Genomic DNA, 22,380 nt, shown 5'->3' on the forward strand with positions numbered 1-22,380 from the left:
GGGGCGGGTGTGGCCTGCCTAGGGTCGAGCCGCACCCGTGCGGCCCGATCCGTCCCCGCACGGCTTCCAGCAGAGTCTCGACGAGGAGGGCACCATGGCCGACCGGCCGACGCCGCCGAACCCCTACGACTTCCTGCCGCAGGTGCCGAGCTTCCAGGTCACCAGCGACGACTGCGTGGAGGGCCAGACGCTCCCGATGCCCCACGTCAGCGGCGTCATGGGCGCCGGCGGCGAGGACCGCTCGCCCCAGCTGTCGTGGTCGGGGTTCCCGGAGGGCACGAAGAGCTTCGCGGTCACCGTCTTCGACCCGGACGCACCCACCGCGAGCGGGTTCTGGCACTGGGCGGTCGCGAACCTCCCGGCGTCGGTGACCGAGCTGCCCAGCGGCGCCGGCGACAAGGACTCCCCGCAGCTGCCCGAGGGGGCGGTCCAGCTGCGCAACGACGGCGGGTTCGCCGGCTACGTGGGCGCCGCTCCCCCGTCGGGCCACGGCGAGCACCGGTACTTCGTCGTGGTGCACGCGGTCGACACCGAGAAGCTGGACGTCGACGCGGACACCACCCCCGCCGTCCTCGGGTTCAACCTGTTCTTCCACACGCTCGCCCGCGCCACCCTGGTCGTCCGCTACGAGGAGGACTGACCCTCCGTCGCCGGACGGCCACCCTCGGGCGGCGACACCTGAGAGTCCTTGACAGGTCAACTAGTTGTGCCCCACGGGAGCACCATGGAGACATGGCGCGCCCCGGCCGCCGTCGCGGCCTGTTGCCCCTGCTGGCCCTCGCGGTGCTGGTCGGCGAGCTGGTGCTCGCCGGCGGGCGCCCGGCGCTCGCCCAGGGCACCCGGTCCCAGCAGCTGGTCGCCGCCATCGCCTCGGCCTACGGTTCCGGCGGGACGGTGGCGATCGCCGTGGCCAAGCAGCAGCGGCCGATCGCCGGGCTGCCGCTGCGCGGCTACCAGACCCGTCGGATCGCGGCGGGGAGCGGCTCGGCGGACAACGGGTCCGTCGCCGGCCGGCCGTTGCCGACGGCGTCCATGGTCAAGCTGTTCGTCGCCGAGGACGTCCTGCACCGCGCCCGCGCCGGGGGCTCCGGCTCGCCCCCGACGACCCCGCTCTGCTGCGGGAGATGATCCGCAGCTCGGACGACCCGGCAGCCTCCGCGCTGTGGGTGCGCTACGACGGCGACCGCATGGTGCGCGACGTCGCCGCGCGCTACGGCCTGACCGGCACCGGGCCCCCACCCATCCCTGGCCAGTGGGGCCAGGCCACCACGACCGCCCGGGACCTGGCCCGCTTCCTGAGCCTGCTGCCGGTCGTGGCTCATCCGGACGACGCGGCCGCGCTGCTGGGCTGGATGCGCGAGGCCACCGCGCGGGCGGCCGACGGATTCGACCAGCGGTTCGGGCTGTTCGGGACGGCGCCGGCGGGGAGCGCGGTCAAGCAGGGCTGGATGTGCTGCGTGGGTGGCAGCCGCCACCTGCACTCGGTGGGGGTTGTCGGGGCTCGGGTGGTCGTACTGCTCAGCGAGGTGCCGCGGGCGGTCGGGTACGGCGCGGCGCGAACGGCGCTCACCGCGGCGGCCGCGGCCACGGCCGTGCCGCCGCCCCGTGGTCCCTGAGCCGAGGCGGCGAGACCGGTCTATTCGGGACGGAGGTCAGCGACCGCGCTGGTGGCGAGCCAGGCGAAGCCGACCCGCTCGTAGACGCGCGCGACGTCGTCGTCCCCCGCGGCCAGGAACACCAGGTCGGCGGTCTCCCGGGCGTGGGCGACGAGGGCGGAGGTGAGGCCCGCGCCCAGCCCGCGCCCGCGCAGCCGCGGCAGCGTCGCCACCCCGACCACCTCACTGACCTCGGCGTCGCCGATGTCCACGGGTTGGTGGGAGCCGACGGCGACCGGGCGGCCGTTCTCGACCGCCACCATCATCACCGTCCGGCCGGAGGCGATCCGCTCCCGGAGGGCGGCGGTCCGGGCCGCCGCCTCCGCGGAGGTGTCCAGCGGGGCCACGTCGACCGGGTCGGGGTCGTCGTCGGCCACTCCCCGGGCGTCGCGAACGCCGTGGCGGCGACACGCTGGTAGTACGGCAGCTCCGGGTCGTCGGCGCCGACGACGTAGAGCCGCACCCCGGCCGGCAGGAGCAGGTCGACCTGGTCGACGGCGACCAGGAGCGGCAGCTCCTCGACGGTCAATCCGGCCGCCCGCGCCGCGGCCGCGGTCGTCGGCGACCGCTCAGGCACCCACTCGAGCGCTGCCGGCAGGCCGGCCGCGGTCTGCCGGGCCGTCGCCGTGCGGACGTCGTCGGCGGTCACCGGTCCACCGCCGGGTCGTGGCCGGGCGGGATAGGGCCACGCCGGGTCACCGATGGGCACGTCGAGCCCGCCGACCGCCTCGATCCGGGCATCGCCGAGCGGCGCGGCGGCGAAGTAGCGCTCGATGCAGTCGAGCAGCCCGGGACGGGTCGGCACGGTCCGACCCTAGACGCGGCACCCGCCACCGTCGGCCCCACGGGGCGCCGACCGGCCCGTACCCACCCGGCCGGGTGACCCGAGCGAACGCAGCGGGGGCGGGGAACGGCACGATGGGCCTGTGACGGTCGGTACCCGCTCCTCCTTCTCGCCGTACGCGGTGTTCGACCGCGACTCGTGGCGAGCGCTGGCGGAGGGCACCCGGCTGCCGCTCGACGCGAGCGAGCTCGACCGGCTGGCCACCCTCGGTGACCGCATCGACCTCGACGAGGTGGCCACGGTCTACCTGCCGCTGGCCGAGCTGCTCAGCCTGCACGTCGGCGCCAGCCGCCGCCTCTGGGCGGCGCAGAGCGAATTCCTCGGCGACACCACCGCCAAGGTGCCCTTCGTGATCGCCGTGGCCGGCAGCGTGGCCGTCGGGAAGAGCACCACCGCGCGCCTGCTCCAGACGCTGCTCTCCGCGGGACCGGGCTCGCCGCGGGTCGACCTCGTGACGACCGACGGCTTCCTCCTGCCCAACGCCGTGCTCGAGGCCCGCGGCCTGCTCGGCCGCAAAGGCTTCCCGGAGAGCTACGACCGGCGGGCCCTGGTCCGCTTCCTCGCCGACGTGAAGTCCGGGCGCGAGGAGGTGTTCGCCCCGGTCTACGACCACCAGTCCTACGACATCGTCCCCGACCGCCGGCAGGCGGTCGACCGGCCGGACATCCTCGTGGTGGAGGGCCTGAACGTCCTGCAGGCCGGTCGCCGGGCCGACGGGACGACGCCGGAGGTCTTCCTGTCCGACTTCTTCGACTTCTCGGTGTACGTCGACGCCGCCGAGGCCGACATCCAGCGCTGGTACGTGGAGCGCTTCCTCGCCCTGCGGCGGACGGCGTTCCGCGACACCACCGCCTACTTCCACCGCTTCGCCGATCTCAGCGACGACCAGGCGCGGGAGACCGCGCTCGGCATCTGGATCGCGGTCAACGGGCCCAACCTGCGGAGCAACATCGCCCCCACCCGGTCGCGTGCCCGGCTGGTGCTCCAGAAGGCCGCGGATCATTCCGTCAAGCGGGTCCTGCTCCGCAAGCTCTGAACCGGACGGACCGACACGCCGCGCCCACCTGGGGGACGGCGCGCGGCGCCCGGGCGCCTCGGCAGCACCTGACGACCCGTTGGGGTGATCTGGTGACCTGCATCACCACTTCCCGCTTCAGCCCGGGCGCAGAATTGTCGAACGGTAAACGGACGAGCACGGTACGTAATTCTCGGCGGCTGCCGGGATACCGACGGATTGGGAACCGCCATGTGTCAGCACGTAACGCCCTGCCCCGACGTCGACAGCGAGGCGCGCGACCTCGCCGTGGTCGTGAGCAGCCACCCCGAGCAGGGCTGGCGCCTGCTGTGCAACGGCGTCGTCCTGTTCGACGACGACGGCGCACTGCTGCCCGACGGCCGTGCCGTCCCCGATCACCACGTCTGGCTGGCCCCCGCCTAACCAGCCGCCTGCCGCGCGGCGGCCTCCAGCCGTTCGCGGTACCCGGCCCACCACCGCTCGTCGGTGTCGGGCGGGAGGTTGTCGTTGCCGGCGCCCAGCCCGGCTGACCCGTCGATCTGCTCGCGCACGATGTCGGCGTGCCCGGCGTGCCGGTGGGTCTCGGCGATGACGTGCACCAGCACCTGCTGCAGCGTCACCGCCCTCCGGTCGGGGTGCCACCAGGAGACCTCGCCCGGCGCGTCGAGCGGCAGCGCCGCCACCGTCGCGTCGGTCACCGCCCACGCGCGCCGGTACAGCGCGACGATCTCCTCGCGGGGCTCGTCGGCCGTGGCCCACATGTCGGAGTTCCACTCGACGTCGTCGGCCAGCCACGGCTCGACCTCCGGAACCGGCCGCCGGAAAGTGGGCCCGAAGTACCCCATCTCCACGTAGGCCAGGTGCTTGAGCAGGCCGAGCAGGTTCGTGCCGGTCGGCGTCATCGGCCGCCGGACGTCGTACTCCTCCAGCCCGTCGAGCTTCCAGAGCAGGGCATCACGCCCCGCCTGCAGGTAGCGGTGCAGGACGTCGCCGAGCGCTGGTGTCGTCACGCCGGTCACCCTGCCACCCGTGGCCCCGTCCGGAGGCTCGCGCGAGCTTGCGAGCGACGAGAGGGACGGGGTCCTTCCACTACGCCGGCGCGCCCACCACGTCGGCCGTCGTCCCCAGGTCGTCCGGAGCCCCGGCGCCGCGCTCCGGGACGTGCCCGTTGCCCCCGTGCGTCGAGCCGGTGCCGAAGTCGTGGTCGGCGAACGCCTCGGGCGGCGGGCAGGCGCAGACGAGGTTGCGGTCGCCGTAGGCCTGGTCGATCCGCCGGACCGGGCTGAGGTAGCTCCGCCCCTGGAGTGCGCGGACCGGGTACACCGCCGTCGTCCGCGGGTAGGGCCGGTCCCACTCCCCCGCCAGCATGGCGAGGGTGTGCGGCGCGTTGCGCAGCGGGTTGTCGGTCCGGTCGAACTCGCCGGTGGCGACCTTCTCGATCTCCGCGCGGATGGTCACCATCGCCTCGACGAAGCGGTCGAGCTCGGCCTTGTCCTCGCTCTCGGTCGGCTCGACCATCAGCGTCCCGGCGACCGGGAAGCTCATCGTCGGCGCGTGGAACCCGAAGTCGATCAGCCGCTTCGCGATGTCGTCGTTGGTGACGCCGGTGGCCTTGGTGAGCGGCCGGATGTCGAGGATGCACTCGTGGGCGACCAGTCCGCCCGCGCCGGTGTAGAGCACCGGGAAGTGCTCGCGCAGCCGCGTGGCCAGGTAGTTGGCGCCCAGGACGGCGTGCTCGGTCGCGGCCAGGAGGCCGTCGGGCCCCATCAGCCGGATGTAGGCCCACGAGATCGGCAGGATGCCGGCGGAGCCGAACGGCGCGCCGGAGACGGCCGGCCCCTCGGCGCCGGTGTCGACCAGCGGGTGTCCCGGCAGGAACGGCACCAGGTGCTCCCGGACGCCGATCGGCCCGACCCCCGGGCCGCCGCCGCCGTGCGGGATGCAGAAGGTCTTGTGCAGGTTGAGGTGACTGACGTCGGAGCCGAACCGCCCCGGCTTGGCCAGCCCCACCATCGCGTTGAGGTTCGCCCCGTCGACGTAGACCTGGCCGCCGGCGTCGTGCACCGCGCCGCAGATCTCCTGGATGTCGGTCTCGAAGACGCCGTGCGTCGAGGGGTAGGTCAGCATGATCGCCGCCAGCCGGTCCGCGTGCTGCTCGACCTTGGCCCGCAGGTCGGCGAGGTCGACGTTGCCGGCCTCGTCGCACGCCACCACGACCACGCGCATGCCGGCCATGACCGCGCTGGCGGCATTGGTGCCGTGCGCCGAGCTCGGGATCAGGCAGACGTCGCGCTGCACGTCGCCGCGCGCGTGGTGGTAGCCGCGGATCGCCATGAGGCCCGCGAACTCGCCCTGCGAGCCGGCGTTGGGCTGGACGCTGACCTTCGCGTACCCCGTCACCTCGGCGAGCGCGTCGCACAGCTCGTCGATCAGCTGCCGGTAGCCCCGCGCCTGACCGGCCGGCGCGAAGGGGTGCAGGTTCGCGAACTCGGGCCACGTGATCGCGGCCATCTCGGTGGCCGCGTTCAGCTTCATCGTGCAGGAGCCGAGCGGGATCATCGTGCGGTCCAGCGCGAGGTCCTTGTCCGACAGCGACCGCAGGTAGCGCAGCATCGCGGTCTCGGACCGGTGCGCGCTGAACACCGGGTGGGTCAGGTACGGCGTGCGGCGCCGCAGCTGCGCCGGCAGGGCGTCCGCGCCGTCGCCGGCCGGCGCGCCGGCAGCCACGCCGAACGACTCCGCCACCGCGCGCAGGATCTCCGGCGTCGTGGTCTCGTCGCAGGCGACGGCGACCGTGTCGTCGTCCACCAGGCGCAGGTTGACGCGGTAGTCGGCCGCCGCGGCGACGATCCCGGCGGCCCGGCCGGGCACCCGAACCTCGATCGTGTCGAAGTACGCCTCGTGGACCAGGTCGAGGCCGGCCGCGGTGAGCCAGGCGGCCAGCGTCTGGGCGCTGCGGTGGACCCGCGCCGCGATGGCCGCCAACCCCTCGGGCCCGTGGTACACGGCGTACGCGCCGGCCATCACCGCGAGCAGCACCTGCGCGGTGCAGATGTTGCTGGTCGCCTTCTCGCGGCGGATGTGCTGCTCGCGGGTCTGCAGAGCCAGGCGGTAGGCGACGTCGCCGTCGGCGTCGACCGACACCCCCACCAGGCGGCCGGGCAGCTGCCGGGCCAGGCCCTCGCGCACCGAGAGATAGCCGGCGTGCGGGCCGCCGTAGCCCATGGGGACGCCGAAGCGCTGGGTGGTGCCACAGGCGACGTCGGCGCCCCACGCACCCGGCGCTTCGAGCAGGGTGAGCGCGAGCAGGTCGGCGGCCACGACGACGGAGGCGCCGGCCGCGTGCGCGGCCTCGGCGAGCGCGCGGTGGTCGCGGACCGCGCCGCTCGCGCCCGGGTAGGACAACAGGACGCCGAAGGCCCCGGCCTCGGGCAGGTCGGTGGGCCAGCCGTCCGCCAGGTCGGCGACGTGCAGGGTGATGCCGAGGGGCTCGGCACGGGTCCGCAGCACGGCCAGGGTCTGCGGCAGGGTGTCGGCGTCGACGACGAAGACCGCGTCGACGTGTGCCCGGCCGGCCCGGCGGACCAGGGTCATGGCCTCGGCCGCGGCGGTCGCCTCGTCGAGCATCGAGGCGCCGGCGACGTCGAGACCGGTGAGGTCGGCGACCATCGTCTGGAAGTTGATCAGTGCCTCGAGCCGGCCCTGGCTGATCTCGGGCTGGTACGGCGTGTAGGCCGTGTACCAGGCGGGGTTCTCGAGGACGGTGCGCTGGATGACCGGAGGGGTGAAGGTGCCGTAGTACCCCAACCCGATCATCGAGGTGTAGACCTCGTTGGCGTCCGCGCGTTCCCGCAGCGCGGTCAGCACCGCGGCCTCGTCCTGTGCGGCGGGCAGGGCCAGCGGCGTGCGGTCCCGCACGCCCTCGGGCACGCAGGCGTCGACCAGCGACTCCAGCGAGTCGAAGCCCACGGCGGCCAGCATCTCCGCGGCGTCGCCGGGGCGGGGCCCGATGTGCCGTGCGGCGAAGGATCCGGCGGGGTCCAGGGCCTTCAGGGAGGGCAGCGACCCGGCCAGCGGCGGAAGGGTCTCGGAACCGTCGACCATTGCTGCGACGCTACCAGCGGAGCGCAGCTCTCCTGTGGCTGGATGAAGAGCCGAGACGGATGAGACGTGACCGTGCGCGGGTCCCGAGAGGTGGGACGGCAGGGCTCAGCTCATGGGGGTACGGCACCTGGCCGCGGTGTCGTCCGGAGGACGACGAATCACATGGACAGGTCACATGGCGCGGCGCCGGCGGCGCGCCGAGAGCTCGTCGTCCGCGGTGTGCAGCGGCGCCCCGTCGAGGCGCTCGGCGGGCAGCTCGGCGAGTTCGCCGGAGAGCTCCCGCAGGGCACCGGAGACGGCGATCCCGAAGACGCCCTGACCGCCGGCCAGCAGGTCGACGACCTCCTCCGCCGAGGTGCACTCGTAGACGGTGGCGCCGTCGGAGAAGAGCGTGACGTTGGCCAGGTCCTTGATGCCGCGGTTGCGCAGGTGGTCGACCGCCTTGCGGATGTTCTGCAGCGAGACGCCGGTGTCGAGCAGCCGCTTGACGACCTTCAGCACCAGGATGTCGCGGAACGAGTACAGCCGCTGGGTCCCCGAGCCGGTGGCCGAGCGCACGGACGGGGCGACCAGGCCGGTGCGTGCCCAGTAGTCGAGCTGCCGGTAGGTGATGCCCGCCGCGGCACACGCCGTCGGACCCCGGTAGCCGACGAGGTCGGTGTCGACCTCGTCGTAGGCGGGGGCTCCGACAGCGGCGTCGCTGAAGAGCTGACCCTGGGAGCCATTGCTCTGGTCGCTCACGTCAGCGTCCTCCTCTGGTCCCGTTCCGCTCGCGCGACGCGGGTCGACGGCTGGGCACCTGACCGGGTCTTGCACCCACTGACCTCAGGTGTCACACCGTTGTTGTTCGCCGACCGTAAGCCGGGCCAGGGAGCCGGTCAACTGAGCCGGGCGGCGTGTCGTCCCGCTCATCATTTCGAGTGGAGCCACCGGCGCCCCCTGCCGATGTCAGCAGGATGCGCTCCTCGCGCCGAGGTCGAGCCGCGGTCCTAGGCTGCCCCGCCGGAACCGGAGCCGGCCCCGAAGTCCTCGGGCGAGATCTGGTCCAGGAACTCCCGGAACTTCTCGACCTCGTCCTCCTGCTCGTCGGGGATCTCGATGCCGACCTCGTCGAGCAGGTCGTCCGCGCCGTAGATCGGGGCGCCGGTCCGGACCGCCAGCGCCACGGCGTCCGACGGGCGCGCGCTGACCACGCGCTCGTCGCCGAAGACGAGCTCGGCGATGTAGATGCCGTCGCGCATCTCGGTGATGTTGACGGCCTCGAGGGTGGCGCCCAGGGCGCGCACGACCTCGCGGAGCAGGTCGTGGGTCATCGGGCGAGCCGCCGGACGCCCTGCTGCTCGAACGCGATGGCGGCCGCCTCGACGGCGCCGATCCAGATGGGCAGGTACCGCTCCCCCTGCGTCTCCTTGAGCAGCAGGATCGGCTGGTTCCCGGGCAGTTCGACCCGGACACCGACGACTCGAAGCTCCTGCACGGTGCTGCTCCCTCGGGCTGCGCGCGGTTCGGACTGCGGGTGTTCGTTCGTCGTTCACGGTACGCCGGGTCAGGGGCGCAGGAGGTCGCGCAGGCGCGCCTCCAGCAACGCGGTGTGCAGCTGCGCGGACAGAGCCGCGAGCTCCCGCAGCTTCTCCGCGGCCCGCGCCCGCGCCTCCTCCGAGCGAGCCCGGAGGACCGGTGCGACCAGCTGCTCGACCAGCCCCGCCTCCCGCTCGACGCCACTGCGGTAGGCCCGCAGGTGCCGCGGCTCGATCCCGTGCCGCGCCAGCCCCGCGGCGGCGCGGGCCACCGGCAGATCGGCCGCCGGGTGCCGCCCGTCGGCGTCGGTGGCCAGCAGGCCGAACTGGACGCAGTCGGCCAGCTGGTCGGGCTCCAGCCCCGCGGCGCGGGCGAACTGCTCGGGCGTCAGGGGCGGGAGGTCGCCGGCTCCGGCCTCGTCCGATGCCGACAGGGGCGGCACCGGTCCGGGCCCGCCGGCCTGCCCGGGCAGCGGCTCGCCCCGGTCGAGGGCCTCCAGGTGCTCCTTGATCACCCGCAGCGGCAGGTAGTGGTCCAGCTGCGCGGCCAGCACGTAGCGCAGCCGGCTGACGTCGGCCTGCGAGAACTTGCGGTACCCCGACGGCGTGCGCTGCGGGTGCACCAGGTCCTCGGACTCGAGGTAGCGGATCTTGCTGATCGTCACGTCGGGGAAGTCGTCGCGAAGAACAGCCAGCACCTCGCCGATGGTCAGGCGAGGTGTGCGCTGGTCGGGGGCGGCGTCCCCGAGCGCACGTTCGCGCCCGGGCACGGTCACTAGCGGGCGGCCGCTCGCCGGTGCGGGGACCGGTCAGGTAGACGAGGCGGAACTTGCCGATCTGCACCTCGTCACCCCCGGCGAGCGTCGCGACGTCGACCGGCTCGCGGTTGACGTAGGTGCCGTTGAGGCTGCCGACGTCGTGCACGGAGAACCCGCCGCCCTCGCGGTGGAACTCGACGTGCCGCCGGCTGACGGTGACGTCGTCGAGGAAGATGTCGCTGTCGGGATGCCGACCCGCCGTCGTGACGTCCTGGTCGAGCAGGAAGCGGCTGCCCGCGTTGGGCCCGCGCTTGACGACCAGCAGCGCCGAGCCGGCCGGGAGGGACTCGACCGCGCCCGCGTGCGCGTCGGCCGGCTCCGCCAGCTCGGGCTGGTCGCCGGTGTCGTCGCCGCCGACCTTGGGGATGACGCTGGTCGATTCGCCGACCCGCTCCTGCGAGAGGGCCGAGCCGCACTGGGCGCAGAAACGACTGCCCTCGGGGTTCTCGTGGCCACATCGAGTGCAGTGCACGTCTGTCTCCTCCGGTGCGAGGGGCCCCGCCGCGGCCCTCGGGACGGGCCGCGTGCGGCCGGCAGACGCCGGACCGGACGGTCCGGCATGGGTCGGCCGCCGCAGGCGGGACGGCGGGCCGTGGGTCATGGAACCAGTCGGTCGGCCCGAGGGTCAACCGGACGTACAGGGTGTGGAACCGCGCTGGTCACCGCGGGTCCGGCACCCCAGCGAGATCATAGTGACGGGTGCACCGACGGAACCGACGGCGCCCCGTCACGACGCGTCGACCAGGGCCTGGTAGGCGTCGGCGTCGAGCAGCGCGCCGGTCGGATCGCCGCCGTCGGCCGCCACGCTGATGTCGACCAGCCAGCCCTCGCCGTACGGGTCGCCGTTGATCGTCTCAGGGGCCTCGGCGAGCTTCTCGTTCACGGCTGCGACGACGCCGGCCACCGGCGCATAGACGTCCGAGACCGACTTGGTCGACTCGACCTCGCCGATGGGGGTGCCAAGGGCGACCTCGTCGCCGACGGATGGCAGCTGCACGAACACGATGTCGCCCAGCGCGTCCTGCGCGTGGTCGGTGATCCCGACGCGGACGACCGTCCTGGCCTCCGAACCGGTCCCGTCCGTGCCCTGCACCAGCGCCCACTCGTGCTGGTCGGTGTAGCGGCGGTCGTCAGGCGTGGCCATGCGGCGATCGTCTCCTGGGGTGGTGGGCGGGAGCCGACGAGCTACTCGTCGGGCGAAGCGTATTGAGGCCGGTCGAGGGGCCGCAACGCGTCCACGACCACGCGGTCGAACTGGTCGATGGTGACCGTTCCGCCGCGGCCGGTGATGTGCGGGACCACGCCGCCCGGGATGTTCATCGCCGTCGCCATGTTCTGCGGCGAGCCGATGACGACGAACTCGTACGGGGCGGTGATGGGCTGCCCGTCGACCTCGAGCGCGCCGGCGCTGCCGGTGACGGCCGTGGACAGGCCCACGCGCACCCCGTCGATCTGCATCGTCTCCGCGCCCGCACCGCGCAGCTCCTGGATCGTGTCGACCAGGTCCGTGACCCGCACCTCGCCCCGGGGGTCGCGGATGGTCAGCACCAGGCCCGGGCCCTCGGCCGCCACGGTGCCGGTGAGGATGCCGATCGCCTCGGTCTGGCTGCGCGCCGCCTCCAGCGCGGTCGACGAGCGGCCGTCGGAGCCCGAGAGTCGCCGCAGCTCGGCACGCTGGTCGGCGATCTGCTGCCGCAGCCGCGCCTCGCGGGCGTTGAGCTCGTCGAGGATGCGCACCAGGTCCTCCTCGCGGGCCGCGGCCAGACCCTCGTCGTCCCCGACGCTGCGGACCTGGACCGCCAGGGCGAAGCCGAGAACCAGCGTCAGGACGGCGATCAGCGCGGCCGCCAGCGGGTCGCGGCCCAGCCGCCGGCGCGGCGCGGCCGGGGCCGGATCGGCGGAGGCGTCGGTCATGCCCGGAACACGTGCCTGCGGATCGCCGCGGCGTTGCCGAAGATGCGGATGCCGAGCACCACCACGACGGCGGTGGACAGCTGGGCGCCCACGCCGAGCTGGTCGCCGAGGAACACGATGAGACCGGCGACGACGACGTTCGAGACGAACGAGATGACGAACACCTTGGCGTCGAAGATGCCGTCGAGCTGGGCACGGAACCCGCCGAACACGGCGTCGAGCGCGGCCACGACCGCGATGGGCAGGTAGGGCTGCAGCCACAGCGGGACGGTCGGGTCGAAGATCAGGCCGAGCAGCACGCCGGCGGCCAGCCCGAGGATGGGGATCACTGGTCGGCCTCCGGTCGGGCGTTGCGCAGCTCCGGGATGTTCGCGGCGGGCAGGGTCAGCTCCTCCTCCCGGGAGAAGTCGAAACGAAGCCCGAGGGACGCCGAGAGCTCGGCCAGGGCGATCACCTCGGTGCTGGTGAGGAATTCCCGGGACAGGGTCTCGGGATCGCCGATGGCGCTGACCTCGTACGGGTTGGACACCGGACGGAAGTCGACGAGCACCGCCTCCCCGGCGAAGCGGATGGCGGTGGTCGGCCCGAGGCGCTGGCCGTTGATGCTGATCGCCTCGGCGCCGGCGGCCCACAGGGCATTGACCACCAGCTGCAGATCGCCGTCCTGGACGCGTCCCCGGGGATCCACCTCGGCGTCACCGCCGACCGGGTCGTCGTCGGCCTTCGGATCGGCGTTCGCGAGCGTCACCAGCATGCCGGGGCCGGTCACGCGGACGGCTGCGGCCGACTGCTCGGCGACCGTGAGCCGGTCCAGCGCCTCCTGCCCGACGGCGCTGGCGGCGAGCAGCTCGGCACGGCTGCTGGCCACCTCGGCCCGCAGCCCCTCGAGCTGGGCGGCCAGGTCGTCGCTGAGCGCCGACTCCTTCTGGATGTCGTCGACGAGCGCCGCGCGCACCTCCTCGCGCCCTGCCGCCGTGGCCGCCGCCTGGTCGTAGGTGACCGCCGCGAGCAGCCCGGCGAACGCCATGGTCGCGGCCACCAGGGCTCGGCCCCGCCAGCGCGGCCCCGGGGTCCCACCGCGCGCCGCCTTCGCCTCGGCGGCCTGCACGTACGCGGGGTCGAGCGTCTCGGCGAGGACGGCGTCGAGCAGCGAGGCACCGAGCGACCGGGGGCTGCCCCGCGCAGGGCGGTACTCATGACGGCCGGCTCACGTCGTCGTCCGGGCGGCCCGCTCGGCGCGGACGATGCCCGCCACCTGGATGACGTAGAACAGGCCGGCCAGCACGTAGAGGACCGTCCCCCAGATGGTGAAGGCCCACGCGAACGGCTCGATGACGGTGGCGAACCAGCTGTCGCCGTCGGCCAGCAGCAGACCCGGGAACGCGTACAGCAGCAGCAGCGTCGCCGCCTTGCCGAGGTAGTGCACCTGCAGCGGTGGATAACCGTAGTGCCGCAGGATCAGCAGCATGCCGCCGAGGACGAACTCGCGCCCGACCAGCAGCGCCACCACCCAGACCGGCACGATCTCGCGCAGCGACAGCGCGATCAGCGTGCTGACGATGTAGAGGCGGTCGGCCGCCGGATCCAGGAGCGCGCCCAGCCGGCTGCTCTGGTCCAGCCACCTGGCGAGCTTCCCGTCGAGCCAGTCGGTCACCCCGGAGATCATGAGGACGACGACCGCCCAGCCGTCGGCCTCGGGCACCAGGAGCAGCCAGAGGAACAACGGGACGCCGAGCAGCCGGAGCACGGAGATGGCGTTGGGCCAGGTCCAGATGCGGTCCGGCAACGTCTCCCGGTCGGTGACCGGCGGCGAGCCGTGGACCCCGGGCACCGGATCGCCGGGGTGGCCGCCGGGGAAGGCAGCCGCCGACGGACCGTTCGACGACGTCACTGCTCCTCCACCCCGCACGACAGCCCGCTCACCGTGAGGCTAGTAGAAGGACCCTGTCGTCCTCGCCACTCCCAGGCTCGTGGCGAGCCTCTGGACGGGGCCTGGCGCGGGAACGGCCAGGCAGGGCGTTACGCGGACACCGCCAGGTTGGCCGGGGCGGGTTCGTAGCCCAGCGGTCGCCGGTCGAAGCTGCCGGTCCCGTGCGTGACCGAGCGGAGGACGCCGGGATAGGTCAGCAGCTCGACCTCCGGCACCTCGGCGCGCACCGTCGTGCGGTCTCGGGCCGGGTCGGCCTCGCTGCCGGTGACCCGCGCCCGGCGGGCGGACAGGTCGCTCATCACCGCGCCGACGTACTCACCGGGGACGACGACCTCGACCTCGCACCAGGGCTCGAGGACCTTGGTGCCGGCCGCCGCCGCGGCCTCGCGCAGCGCCAGCGCGCCGGCGGCCTGGAACGCGGCGTCGGAGGAGTCGACCGAGTGCGCCTTGCCGTCGACGAGGGTGACGTGGACGTCGACCAGCGGCCGGTCGCCGCTGATCCCCCGCTCGGCCTGGCTGCGGATCCCCTTCTCGACGCTGCCGTGGAACTGGCTGGGCACCGTGCCGCCGACGATCCGCTGCTCGAAGACGATGCCCGAGCCGGGCGGACCCGGTTCGGCGTCGACCACCACGACGGCGTACTGGCCGTGACCACCGGACTGCTTGACGTGCCGTCCGGTGACCCGCGTGGCGCCCGCCAGCGTCTCGACCATCGGCACGCGCACGGGCACCGTGCTCACCGCGACCCCGTGCCGGGTCCGCAGCCGTTCGAGGAGCACCTCGGCGTGCGCCTCGCCGACGCACCAGAGCAGGAGCTGGCCGGTGTCCTGGCGGCGTTCGAGACGGACCGTCGGGTCCTCGGCCACCAGCCGGGCCAGCGCCGTGGCCAGCCGGTCCTCGTCGGCCCGCGACGCGGCCTCGACCGCGACCGGCAGCTGTGGCGTCGGCAGTTCCCAGGGCGCGACGAGCCGCGGGTCGTCCGGCGAGGACAGGGTGTCACCGGTCTCGGCGCTGGCCAGGCGCGCCACCGCGCAGATGTCCCCGGCCGGGCACGCCGCGACGGTACGGAGGGTCCCCCCGAGCGGCGCGGACACCGCACCGATGCGCTCGTCGACGTCGTGGTCGGGGTGGCCACGCTCGGCCATGCCGTGCCCGGAGACGTGGATCGGCATGTCCGGTCGCAGGGTCCCGGAGAAGACGCGCACCAGGGAGACGCGGCCCAGGTAGGGGTCCGTGGTCGTCTTCACGACCTCGGCGACGAGCGGGCCGTCGGGGTCGCAGTCCAGCGAGGACGGTGAGCCGCCGTCCGGCCGGGTGGCCGACGGGCAGCCGTGCTCCATCGGGCAGGGGAACGCCGGGACGAGGAGGTCGAGCAGCTCCGCGACGCCCACCCCGGTGAGCGGCGCCACGGTGAGGATCGGGTGGAAGTGTCCGCGCGCGACCGCCGTCTCGAGGTCGGCGATGAGGTCGGCGACGGCGAGCTCGTCCCCGGCCAGGTACCGGTCCATGAGCGTCTCGTCCTCGCTCTCGCCGATGATCCCCTCGATCAGCTCGGCCCGGAGGCGGTCGGCGTCGGGGATCCCGGTCGCCGAGTCGGGGTGCGGCTCGAGAAGTGACACGAGCCCGGTGACCGATCCGTCGGACCCGCGCTGCACGAGGTGCAGGCGGTGCACCCCCTCCCCCAGCATCGACTGGCACATGCGGACCGTCTCGTCGACGTCGGCGCGGGCCTTGTCCAGCTGGGTGACGACCACCGCCCGCGGCATGCCGACGGCCGCGCACTCCTCCCAGAGCTGGACGGTCGAGGCGTCGACGCCGTTCACGGCCGAGACGACGAAGAGGGCCGCATCAGCGGCCCTCAGTCCTGCGCGCAACTCCCCGACGAAGTCGGGCGACCCGGGGGTGTCGAGCAGGTTGATCTTGTGCCCGGCGTGCTCGATGCTCGCCACGCCGAGCGACACGGAGCGCTGCTGGCGGATTTCCACCTCCTCGTTGTCGAGGCACGTGGTGCCGTCCTCCACCCGCCCCGCGCGCGGCAGCGCCCCGGCGGCCACCAGCAGGGCCTCGGCGAGGGTGGTCTTCCCCGCGCCCGCGTGACCGACCAGGGCCACGTTCCGGACTTTCGCCGCCGCGCGGGGTGCCGGCGCGGTGCCGCTGTCCTTCGCCATCGGGCGCTCAGCCCCGGGTGGTCTCTGCGCGGACCACGCTGGCGGTGCCCTGGGGGAAGAACAGCCCCTCGTGCCCGTCCTCCCACCGCACCCGGTAGGGCGGACCTCCGCCGGGCTCGTGGCACTCGATGACCTCACCGGTGCGATCGGCTTCACCCTGGTGTGTCGAACGGACGACGATCCGATCCCCGAAATGCGCTTCCACGGCGGCCTCCAGGCGGCTGCTCTGTGTGTGGGCTGTGTGTTGTGCGTGTGTGGTGTACCTCACAGCCTGCCCGCCGCGGCGGGCGCGATCAAGGGGCCTGCGGATGTGCCCGCGCGAGCAGCCGGCGCGCCCCCTGACGGTGCACCCACCAGCCCACCGCCACCAGGACGACGCCCGAGAGGAGGAAGCCCAGATCCCAGCTCAGCGGCGCGCCGAGGTCGTCCCGCACGTGGTGGACGCCGAGGAGCTGGTGGTTGACCAGGCCCTCGACGAGGTTGAACAGGCCCCACCCGACCAGCACCAGCCCCAGGTGGAAGCGGTAGTTCGGGGCGAGTCGCCCCTGCCGCCAGGCGGCGATCGAGGTCAGCGACGCGGCCACCACGAGCACCCACGTCGCCGCGTGGAAGAAGCCGTCGGCGACCGTGTTGAGCTCCAGGCCCGCGAGCGTGGTGGGAGACGTGCGGGCGCTGACCATGTGGTGCCACTGCAGGATCTGGTGCAGCACGATCCCGTCGACGAAGCCGCCCAGCCCGAGCCCGAGGAGCAGCCCCGAGGTCCGCGGCGGCGGCCGGTGCCGGGACGTCGTCACGTGGCCGCACTACCCGCCGTGGCCGCACCGCTCACCCGGATTCCAGAACCCGGGCGGCGACGTGCCGGCCGATGGCCAGCGCCGACGTGGCGGCCGGCGAGGGCGCGTTGCGCACCGTCACGACGGGCCCGATCCGGTGGATGCGGAAGTCGTCGACCAGCGTGCCGTCGCGGTCGACCGCCTGCGCCCGGACGCCCGACGGCGCCCGCCGGACGTCGGAGTCGCGGAGGGACGGCACGAACTCGCGTGCGGAGGAGAGGAAGGCCGACCGGGACAGCGAGCCGCGGAGCTCGCCGAGACCGGTCCGCCAGTGCCGCCGTGCCATGGCGCGCGTGCCCGGCCAACCGAGCGCCTCGCGCAGGTCGCGGAGGTCGACGTCCCGCCATCGGTAGCCCTCCCGGGCCAGCGCGAGGACGGCGTTCGGCCCGATGTCGACGCCCCCGCCGACGCGCCGGGTGAAGTGCACGCCGAGGAACGGGTACCGCGGGTCGGGCACCGGGTAGATCAGGCCACGCACGAGGTGCTCGCGTTCGGGAACCAGGCGGTAGTACTCGCCGCGGAAGGGCACGATCGCCGGCTCGTCCTGGTCACCGGCCAGCCGGGCGACGCGGTCGGACTGGAGGCCGGCGCAGACGACCAGCCGGTCCACGCCGAGTTCCCGCTCCGCGGCACGGACCACCACGCCCCCTCCCTGGCGGCGCAGCCTGGTCATCCGGAACCCGAGGAGGATCTCGTGGCCGCCCTCGCGCAGGTCCCGGGCGAGGGCGCGGGCGACGGCCGAGAAGTCGACGACGGCGGTGCGCGGCGAGTGCAGCGCCGCGCTCCCCGTCGCCGCCGGCTCGATCTCCGTCAGCTCGCCGGAGGTCAGCCTGCGGAGTCCCGGCACACCGTTCGCGGTCGCCCGGCGTTCGATCTCACGCAGTGCGGGCAGCTCGTCGTCCCGGCGGGCGACGACGAGCTTGCCGCACTCGTCGTAGGCGAGGCCGTGCTGGGCGCAGAACTCGCGCAGCAGCAGCCGGCCCCGGGTGCACAGCTCGGCCTTGAGCGACCCCGGCGGGTAGTACAGACCGGCGTGGACGACGCCGCTGTTGTGCCCCGTCTGGTGGGCGGCGACCTCGTCCTCCTTGTCCACCACGGTCACCCGCGCGTCGGGGCGGAGCTGGGCGAGGCTGCGAGCCACCGCGAGGCCGACGATGCCGGCGCCGACGATCCCGATGCGCACTCACCCATCGTCGGGGCGGCTCCCGGTCGATGCCAGCATCGACCCCGTGCGGAAGCCCTGGGCGCGGTTCGACGACCTGGTCGCCGGCCGTGGGCTGCTCTGCCCGCCCCCGCACCGGGTTCTCGTCGCGGACCGCCGGGAGGACGTCGTCCCGGTCCTCGCCGAGGTCGACCGGGCCACGGCGGCCGGCGACTGGGCGTACGGGTTCGTCTCCTACGAGGCCGCGCCCGGCTTCGATCCCGCGCTGACGGTGGCCCCACCGGCGGCAGGCGACCCTCCCCTGGCATGGTTCGGGCTCTGCGACCGCCCACGAGAGGTCCGCCCGGTCGCGGCGGCCGACGCCGCCGGGCCCGCGTCCGCCTGGACGCCCGCGTGGACCGCCGAGCAGCACGCACGGGCCGTGAGCCGGGTCCGTGAGCTGATCGCGGCCGGCGTCACCTACCAGTGCAACCTGACCGACCGGCTGCGCGCGACGGTCGACGGCGATCCGCTCGGGCTGTACACCGCGCTGTCGCTGGCCCAGCGCGGCGCGCACAACGCCTATCTGGACATCGGCCGGCACGTGATCGCCGGCGCCAGCCCGGAGCTGTTCTTCGAGTGGTCCGGCGACCGGCTGCGCACGCGGCCGATGAAGGGCACCACGGCCCGTGGCCGCACCACCGCCGAGGACGCCGTCGTCGCCCGCCGGCTCCTGGAGAGCCCGAAGGAACGGGCGGAGAACCTGATGATCGTCGACCTGCTGCGCAACGACCTCGCCAAGGTGGCCGCCGTGGGCAGCGTCGAGGTGCCCGCCCTGTTCGCGCTCGAGCGGTACCCGACCGTCTGGCAGCTCACCTCGGAGGTGACTGCAGACCTGCGGCCGGAGTGCGGGCTGGTCGACATCTTCCGGGCGCTGTTCCCCTGCGGCTCGGTCACCGGTGCACCGAAGGCGAGCAGCATGCGGGTGATCCGGGACCTGGAAGGCGGTCCGCGGGGCGTCTACTGCGGCGCGGTGGGTCTGGTGGCGCCCGGGACGAGCTTCCGGGCGCGCTTCGCCGTCGCGATCCGCACGGCCGTGGTCGACCGCGCGACGGGAACGGCCGTGTACGGCGCGGGCGGCGGCATCACCTGGGACTCCGACGCCGCCGCCGAGCGCGCCGAGCTGCTGACGAAGGCGGCGGTGCTGACCCGGCCCCCGGGGAGCACGAGCTGCTGGAGACGCTCGCGCTCCGTCCGGGACGAGGGCCGGTCAACCTCGACCGCCACCTGGCGCGGCTCACCGACTCGGCGGCGTACTTCGGCTTCGCGTGCGACCCCGAGCACCTCCGTGCGGCGGTGCAGGACGCGGTCGCCGGTGTCGTCGGGCCGGCCCGGGTGCGGGTCCGTCTGGCCCGCTCCGGCGCGGCCACGGTCGACGTCGGCGAGCTCCCGCCGCCGCCGGAGCGCCCCGTCGTCCTCGCGGTGGACGACGACCCGGTCGACTCGGCCAGCCCGTGGCTGGTGCACAAGACCACGCGCCGGTCGGTGTACTCGACCCGCGCCGCGCGTCACCCGGATGCCGATGACGTCGTGCTCGTGAACGAGCGCGGGGAGGTCACCGAGACCACGATCGCCAACCTCGCGGTGCGCATCGACGGCCGCTGGTGGACCCCGCCCACCTCGTCGGGCTGCCTGCCCGGCATCGAGCGCGGCCGCCTGCTGGAGGTTGGCGCGCTGACCGAGCGCGTGCTGACCCCGGCCGACCTCGGCGCCGCGGAGGCGGTGGCCCTGGTGAGCTCGCTGCGCGGGTGGCGACCCGCCATGCTGGCTCCCAGGCACGCGCCGACCGGCGCGCGATCGTAGGGAGGTCCGGGTGCAGGACCGGGGCGACGACGCCGGGGAGCTGGACCGCCAGCCTCTCGGGGAGTTCCTCGGGCAGCTGGCGGCCCGCATGCCGGCCCCGGGCGCCGGCGCGACCGCCGCGGTCGAAGCGGCGCTCGGCGCCTCGCTCCTCGCGATGGTCGGCCGGTTCACCACGGCGGAGGAGCACGCCGACACCGTTCGCGCGATCGTGGCGGCCGCCGACGCCGAGCGGGACGCCTGCCTGGCCGCGGCGGCTGCCGACGAGCGGGCCTTCGGGGCGGTGGCCGACGCCATGAAGCTGCCGCGGGAGTCGCCCGGGGAACAGGAGCGGCGCCGCCGCTCGCTGAGCGCGGCGCAGCTCGACGCGGCCGGGCCGCCACGGGCCGTGATCGGCTCCGCCGCGCGGCTGGTCGACCTGGCCGAGCGGATCCTCCCGATCGCGAATCCGAACCTGGTCAGCGACGTCGCGGCGGCGACCGCCGCGGCCCGCGCCGCCGCGGGGACCGCGCGACTGGCCGTGGAGACGAACCTGCCCGGCATCTCCGACGAGCGGGCCCGCCGGGAGCTCCGGACGGCGACCGACTCCGTGGACGACCTGGCGCGCCGGGCCGACGGCGTCGAGGCCGACGTCCGCGCGCGACTGCGCGCCTGACCGGCCGCCGACTCACCCGCGGAGCGCGACCACCCGGTCGAGCCAGGCGAGCAGGTCGGCGACGACCTCGTCGCGGTTGGTCTCGTTGAAGACCTCGTGCCGGGCGCCCTCGTACACCTGCAGGGTGACGTCGGCGAGGCCGGCGTCCCGCAGCCGCTGGACCAGCCCGTGGACCAGCGCGAGCTGACCGTTGACCGGGTCCTGGTCCCCCACGGCGACGTAGACGGGAAGGCCGGCGGGCAGGCCCGCCAGCCGGTCCGGGTCGGCGAGCTGCCGCGCCGAGACGAACATCTGCTTCCCGTCGGCGGCGGTCAGCCCGAACCCGCACCGTTCGTCGGCGACGTAGCGATCCACCTGGGCCGGGTCGCGGGAGAGCCAGTCGTAGTCGGTCCGGGCGGGCGCGAACGGCGCGTTGAACGCCGAGAGGTCCATCGGCGAGTCGAGGTCGAGCGCGGGTTCCAGGAGGTCGAGCGCCGCGGTGCCGCTGAGCACCAGACCGGCCAGCTCGTCGCCGTGGTCGAGCACGTACTGCTGCGCCGCGAACGAGCCCATGCTGTGGCCGAGCAGGACCAGCGGCAGTCCGGGGACCTCGCCCTGGATGCGGTCGCGGAGCCGGCCGATGTCGCGGACCAGCTCGTCCCATCCGCCCGGTCCCAGGCTGCCCCACGCGCCGTCGGTGGCGGTCGCCCCATGCCCGCGGTGGTCCTGCCCCACCACGACGAAGCCGGCTCGTGTCAGGTCGTCGGCCAGCGGCTCGTAGCGGAGCAGGTGCTCCCCCATGCCGTGGGTGAGCTGCACGATGCCGCGCGCCGGGCCGGCCGGATCCCAGCGGTAGGCCGTGAGCGGGACACCGTGCGCGGAGGGGACTTCCAGCACCTGCGGCGACATGGCGGCACCCTACGACGCCCCGCCGCTCGACGGTGGTGGGGTCGGCGACCTGCGATGTGCGCGTGGTCGGGCGGCCGGTCGTCGTCAGCGTTCCACCACGTTCCTCAGCTGCTCGCCCGCCAGCAGAGCGGCGGCGTTGGTCGCGATGAGGTCGTCGGCGCCGACCGGCCGGCCGCCGGCGGCGTGCGGCGTGAGCAGCAGGTTGGGTGCGCCCCACAGCGCCGAGTCCGGGGGCAGCGGCTCGACGGCCGTGACGTCGAGGGCGGCGCCGGCGATGCCGCCGTCCACCAGTGCCGCGACCAGCGCCGCCTCGTCGACGGTGGAACCGCGCCCGACGTTGACGACGTGGGCGTGGCGTGGCAGCGCGGCGAGCCGGCGGGCGTCCAGCGCCTCGGCGGTCGACGCGGTCGAGGGCAGGATCATGACGAGGACGTCGGCCCGCCCGAGCTCGGCCTCCAGCTCGTCCTCGGTGACGACGGGGAACCCCGACCGGTCCCCCGCGCTGCGCCCGACACCGCGCACGTCGGCGCCGAGTGCGCGCAGCATCGGCGCCAGCGTCTGCCCGATCCGCCCGAAGCCCCACACCAGGACTCGGGCGCCGAGCAAGGTGGTCACCGCGCCGGTCGGGTGCAGCGGCTGCAGACCGCCGAGCTCGTCGGCCCAGCGGTGCTCGGCCTGGGCCACCTGTGCGGCGGGCAGGCGGCGGACCAGCGCGAGGACCAGGGCGAGTGCGTGCTCGGCGACGGGTCGGTCGTGCAGGCCGGAACCGGAGGTGACGAGGACGTCGTCCGGGAACCCGGCGGCCAGGACCGCGTCCGGTCCCGCGGCCAGTGTCTGCACCCAGCGCAACCGCGGCATCCGGCCGGCGACGGCCGCGAGGTGCTCGGGTGAACTGCCCCAGACCACCAGTGCCTCGGCGTCCAGGTGCTCGTCCGGCAGCGGGCGCGACGCGTCGTAGCCGTGCGCCTCGACCCCGTCGGGCAGGGCGGGGTGCAGCGGCATGGAGTCCGGGAGCAGCAGCTTCACCGCGGCGGTCGC

The 22,380-nt window shown here is 74.3% G+C and carries 24 protein-coding genes and 3 pseudogenes; 8 read left to right on the forward strand and 19 right to left on the reverse strand.

What is annotated here, in order from left to right; all coding sequences use genetic code 11:
- Positions 1-37 precede the first annotated feature (37 nt).
- From MVA48_RS04000 to MVA48_RS04010, 3 genes are all read left to right on the forward strand, one after another.
- The gene (locus MVA48_RS04000; protein WP_246986065.1) at positions 38-640 is read left to right on the forward strand and encodes a YbhB/YbcL family Raf kinase inhibitor-like protein; all 603 of its coding nucleotides are present in this window, start codon (positions 38-40) and stop codon (positions 638-640) included.
- 92 nt (positions 641-732) lie between these two features.
- On the forward strand, positions 733-1,128 hold the full coding sequence (locus MVA48_RS04005; RefSeq protein WP_246986067.1) for a hypothetical protein: 396 nt from the start codon (positions 733-735) through the stop codon (positions 1,126-1,128).
- On the forward strand, positions 1,125-1,616 hold the full coding sequence (locus MVA48_RS04010) for a serine hydrolase (protein ID WP_246986069.1): 492 nt from the start codon (positions 1,125-1,127) through the stop codon (positions 1,614-1,616). The genes MVA48_RS04005 and MVA48_RS04010 overlap by 4 nt, the downstream gene beginning before the upstream one ends.
- A 20-nt stretch (positions 1,617-1,636) precedes the next feature.
- Here the strand turns inward: MVA48_RS04010 and MVA48_RS04015 are convergent, their stop codons facing one another.
- Positions 1,637-2,032 carry a GNAT family N-acetyltransferase gene (locus MVA48_RS04015; protein WP_246986071.1) on the reverse strand — a complete coding sequence of 132 codons (396 nt, stop codon included), beginning with the start codon at positions 2,030-2,032 and terminating at the stop codon, positions 1,637-1,639.
- Positions 1,921-2,460 (reverse strand): hypothetical protein, encoded by a 540-nt coding sequence (locus tag MVA48_RS04020; protein WP_246986073.1) that lies wholly within the window; start codon positions 2,458-2,460, stop codon positions 1,921-1,923. Before MVA48_RS04020 ends, MVA48_RS04015 begins: the two co-directional genes overlap by 112 nt.
- A 121-nt stretch (positions 2,461-2,581) precedes the next feature.
- Here MVA48_RS04020 and coaA point away from each other — a divergent pair, with 121 nt between their 5' ends.
- Both coaA and MVA48_RS04030 read left to right on the forward strand, forming a co-directional pair.
- A complete protein-coding gene (coaA, locus tag MVA48_RS04025; protein ID WP_246986075.1) occupies positions 2,582-3,535 on the forward strand; it encodes a type I pantothenate kinase in 954 nt (317 codons plus the stop codon).
- A 210-nt stretch (positions 3,536-3,745) separates the two neighbouring features.
- Positions 3,746-3,937: a DUF5999 family protein gene (locus MVA48_RS04030; protein WP_246986077.1), complete on the forward strand. Its 192-nt coding sequence runs from the start codon at positions 3,746-3,748 to the stop codon at positions 3,935-3,937.
- Here MVA48_RS04030 and MVA48_RS04035 read toward each other — a convergent pair.
- The 15 genes and pseudogenes from MVA48_RS04035 to lhgO all read right to left on the reverse strand — a co-directional run bounded on the left by MVA48_RS04035 (position 3,934) and on the right by lhgO (position 17,981).
- Positions 3,934-4,524, reverse strand: coding sequence for a DinB family protein (locus tag MVA48_RS04035; protein ID WP_246986079.1), 591 nt, complete (start codon positions 4,522-4,524; stop codon positions 3,934-3,936). The two genes, MVA48_RS04030 and MVA48_RS04035, sit on opposite strands and share 4 nt — an antisense overlap.
- Before the next feature lie 79 nt (positions 4,525-4,603).
- Positions 4,604-7,618 carry an aminomethyl-transferring glycine dehydrogenase gene (gcvP, locus tag MVA48_RS04040; RefSeq protein ID WP_246986081.1) on the reverse strand — a complete coding sequence of 1,005 codons (3,015 nt, stop codon included), beginning with the start codon at positions 7,616-7,618 and terminating at the stop codon, positions 4,604-4,606.
- Positions 7,619-7,789: 171 nt separating this feature from the next.
- Positions 7,790-8,359 carry a MerR family transcriptional regulator gene (locus MVA48_RS04045; RefSeq protein WP_256461119.1) on the reverse strand — a complete coding sequence of 190 codons (570 nt, stop codon included), beginning with the start codon at positions 8,357-8,359 and terminating at the stop codon, positions 7,790-7,792.
- 248 nt (positions 8,360-8,607) lie between these two features.
- Positions 8,608-9,095 (reverse strand): annotated as a pseudogene (locus MVA48_RS04050) (bifunctional nuclease family protein).
- 69 nt (positions 9,096-9,164) lie between these two features.
- Positions 9,165-9,905, reverse strand: a complete 741-nt coding sequence (gene ftsR, locus MVA48_RS04060) for a transcriptional regulator FtsR (protein WP_246986085.1) — start codon at positions 9,903-9,905, stop codon at positions 9,165-9,167.
- Positions 9,906-9,927: 22 nt separating this feature from the next.
- A pseudogene (odhI, locus tag MVA48_RS04065) lies at positions 9,928-10,425 on the reverse strand (oxoglutarate dehydrogenase inhibitor Odhl); the annotation flags it as partial.
- A 255-nt stretch (positions 10,426-10,680) separates the two neighbouring features.
- Positions 10,681-11,097 (reverse strand): glycine cleavage system protein GcvH, encoded by a 417-nt coding sequence (gene gcvH / locus MVA48_RS04070; protein WP_246986087.1) that lies wholly within the window; start codon positions 11,095-11,097, stop codon positions 10,681-10,683.
- Between the two features lie 41 nt (positions 11,098-11,138).
- Positions 11,139-11,867, reverse strand: coding sequence for a DUF881 domain-containing protein (locus tag MVA48_RS04075; protein WP_246986089.1), 729 nt, complete (start codon positions 11,865-11,867; stop codon positions 11,139-11,141).
- On the reverse strand, positions 11,864-12,196 hold the full coding sequence (locus MVA48_RS04080) for a small basic family protein (RefSeq protein WP_246986091.1): 333 nt from the start codon (positions 12,194-12,196) through the stop codon (positions 11,864-11,866). The genes MVA48_RS04075 and MVA48_RS04080 overlap by 4 nt, the downstream gene beginning before the upstream one ends.
- The gene (locus MVA48_RS04085) at positions 12,193-12,975 is read right to left on the reverse strand and encodes a DUF881 domain-containing protein (RefSeq protein ID WP_246986093.1); all 783 of its coding nucleotides are present in this window, start codon (positions 12,973-12,975) and stop codon (positions 12,193-12,195) included. Before MVA48_RS04085 ends, MVA48_RS04080 begins: the two co-directional genes overlap by 4 nt.
- A 99-nt stretch (positions 12,976-13,074) precedes the next feature.
- A complete protein-coding gene (locus MVA48_RS04090) occupies positions 13,075-13,758 on the reverse strand; it encodes a CDP-alcohol phosphatidyltransferase family protein (protein WP_246986095.1) in 684 nt (227 codons plus the stop codon).
- Between the two features lie 128 nt (positions 13,759-13,886).
- Positions 13,887-15,965 carry an elongation factor G-like protein EF-G2 gene (locus MVA48_RS04095; RefSeq protein WP_246986097.1) on the reverse strand — a complete coding sequence of 693 codons (2,079 nt, stop codon included), beginning with the start codon at positions 15,963-15,965 and terminating at the stop codon, positions 13,887-13,889.
- Positions 15,966-15,972: 7 nt separating this feature from the next.
- A complete protein-coding gene (locus tag MVA48_RS04100) occupies positions 15,973-16,233 on the reverse strand; it encodes a DUF1918 domain-containing protein (protein WP_371821191.1) in 261 nt (86 codons plus the stop codon).
- Positions 16,234-16,258: 25 nt separating this feature from the next.
- On the reverse strand, positions 16,259-16,759 hold the full coding sequence (locus tag MVA48_RS04105) for a DUF2243 domain-containing protein (RefSeq protein WP_246986102.1): 501 nt from the start codon (positions 16,757-16,759) through the stop codon (positions 16,259-16,261).
- Between the two features lie 31 nt (positions 16,760-16,790).
- Positions 16,791-17,981, reverse strand: a complete 1,191-nt coding sequence (lhgO, locus tag MVA48_RS04110; RefSeq protein WP_246986104.1) for an L-2-hydroxyglutarate oxidase — start codon at positions 17,979-17,981, stop codon at positions 16,791-16,793.
- Between lhgO and MVA48_RS04115 the strand changes: the two are divergent.
- From MVA48_RS04115 to MVA48_RS04125, 3 genes and pseudogenes are all read left to right on the forward strand, one after another.
- Positions 17,974-19,086 (forward strand): annotated as a pseudogene (locus MVA48_RS04115) (chorismate-binding protein); the annotation flags it as partial. The gene lhgO and the pseudogene MVA48_RS04115 overlap by 8 nt on opposite strands.
- A 140-nt stretch (positions 19,087-19,226) precedes the next feature.
- The gene (locus tag MVA48_RS04120) at positions 19,227-19,802 is read left to right on the forward strand and encodes an aminotransferase class IV (protein WP_246989066.1); all 576 of its coding nucleotides are present in this window, start codon (positions 19,227-19,229) and stop codon (positions 19,800-19,802) included.
- A gap of 10 nt (positions 19,803-19,812) precedes the next feature.
- Positions 19,813-20,454 carry a cyclodeaminase/cyclohydrolase family protein gene (locus MVA48_RS04125; protein ID WP_246986106.1) on the forward strand — a complete coding sequence of 214 codons (642 nt, stop codon included), beginning with the start codon at positions 19,813-19,815 and terminating at the stop codon, positions 20,452-20,454.
- Between the two features lie 12 nt (positions 20,455-20,466).
- Here MVA48_RS04125 and MVA48_RS04130 read toward each other — a convergent pair whose 3' ends face one another.
- Together MVA48_RS04130 and MVA48_RS04135 are read right to left on the reverse strand one after the other, a co-directional pair.
- Complete coding sequence (locus tag MVA48_RS04130; RefSeq protein ID WP_246986108.1) at positions 20,467-21,342, reverse strand: alpha/beta fold hydrolase; 876 nt, start codon at positions 21,340-21,342, stop codon at positions 20,467-20,469.
- Positions 21,343-21,426: 84 nt separating this feature from the next.
- On the reverse strand, positions 21,427-22,368 hold the full coding sequence (locus tag MVA48_RS04135) for a phosphoglycerate dehydrogenase (protein ID WP_246986110.1): 942 nt from the start codon (positions 22,366-22,368) through the stop codon (positions 21,427-21,429).
- Positions 22,369-22,380 lie beyond the last annotated feature (12 nt).

The sequence above is a fragment of the Blastococcus sp. PRF04-17 genome (assembly GCF_023016265.1).
Lineage (GTDB): Bacteria > Actinomycetota > Actinomycetes > Mycobacteriales > Geodermatophilaceae > Blastococcus_B.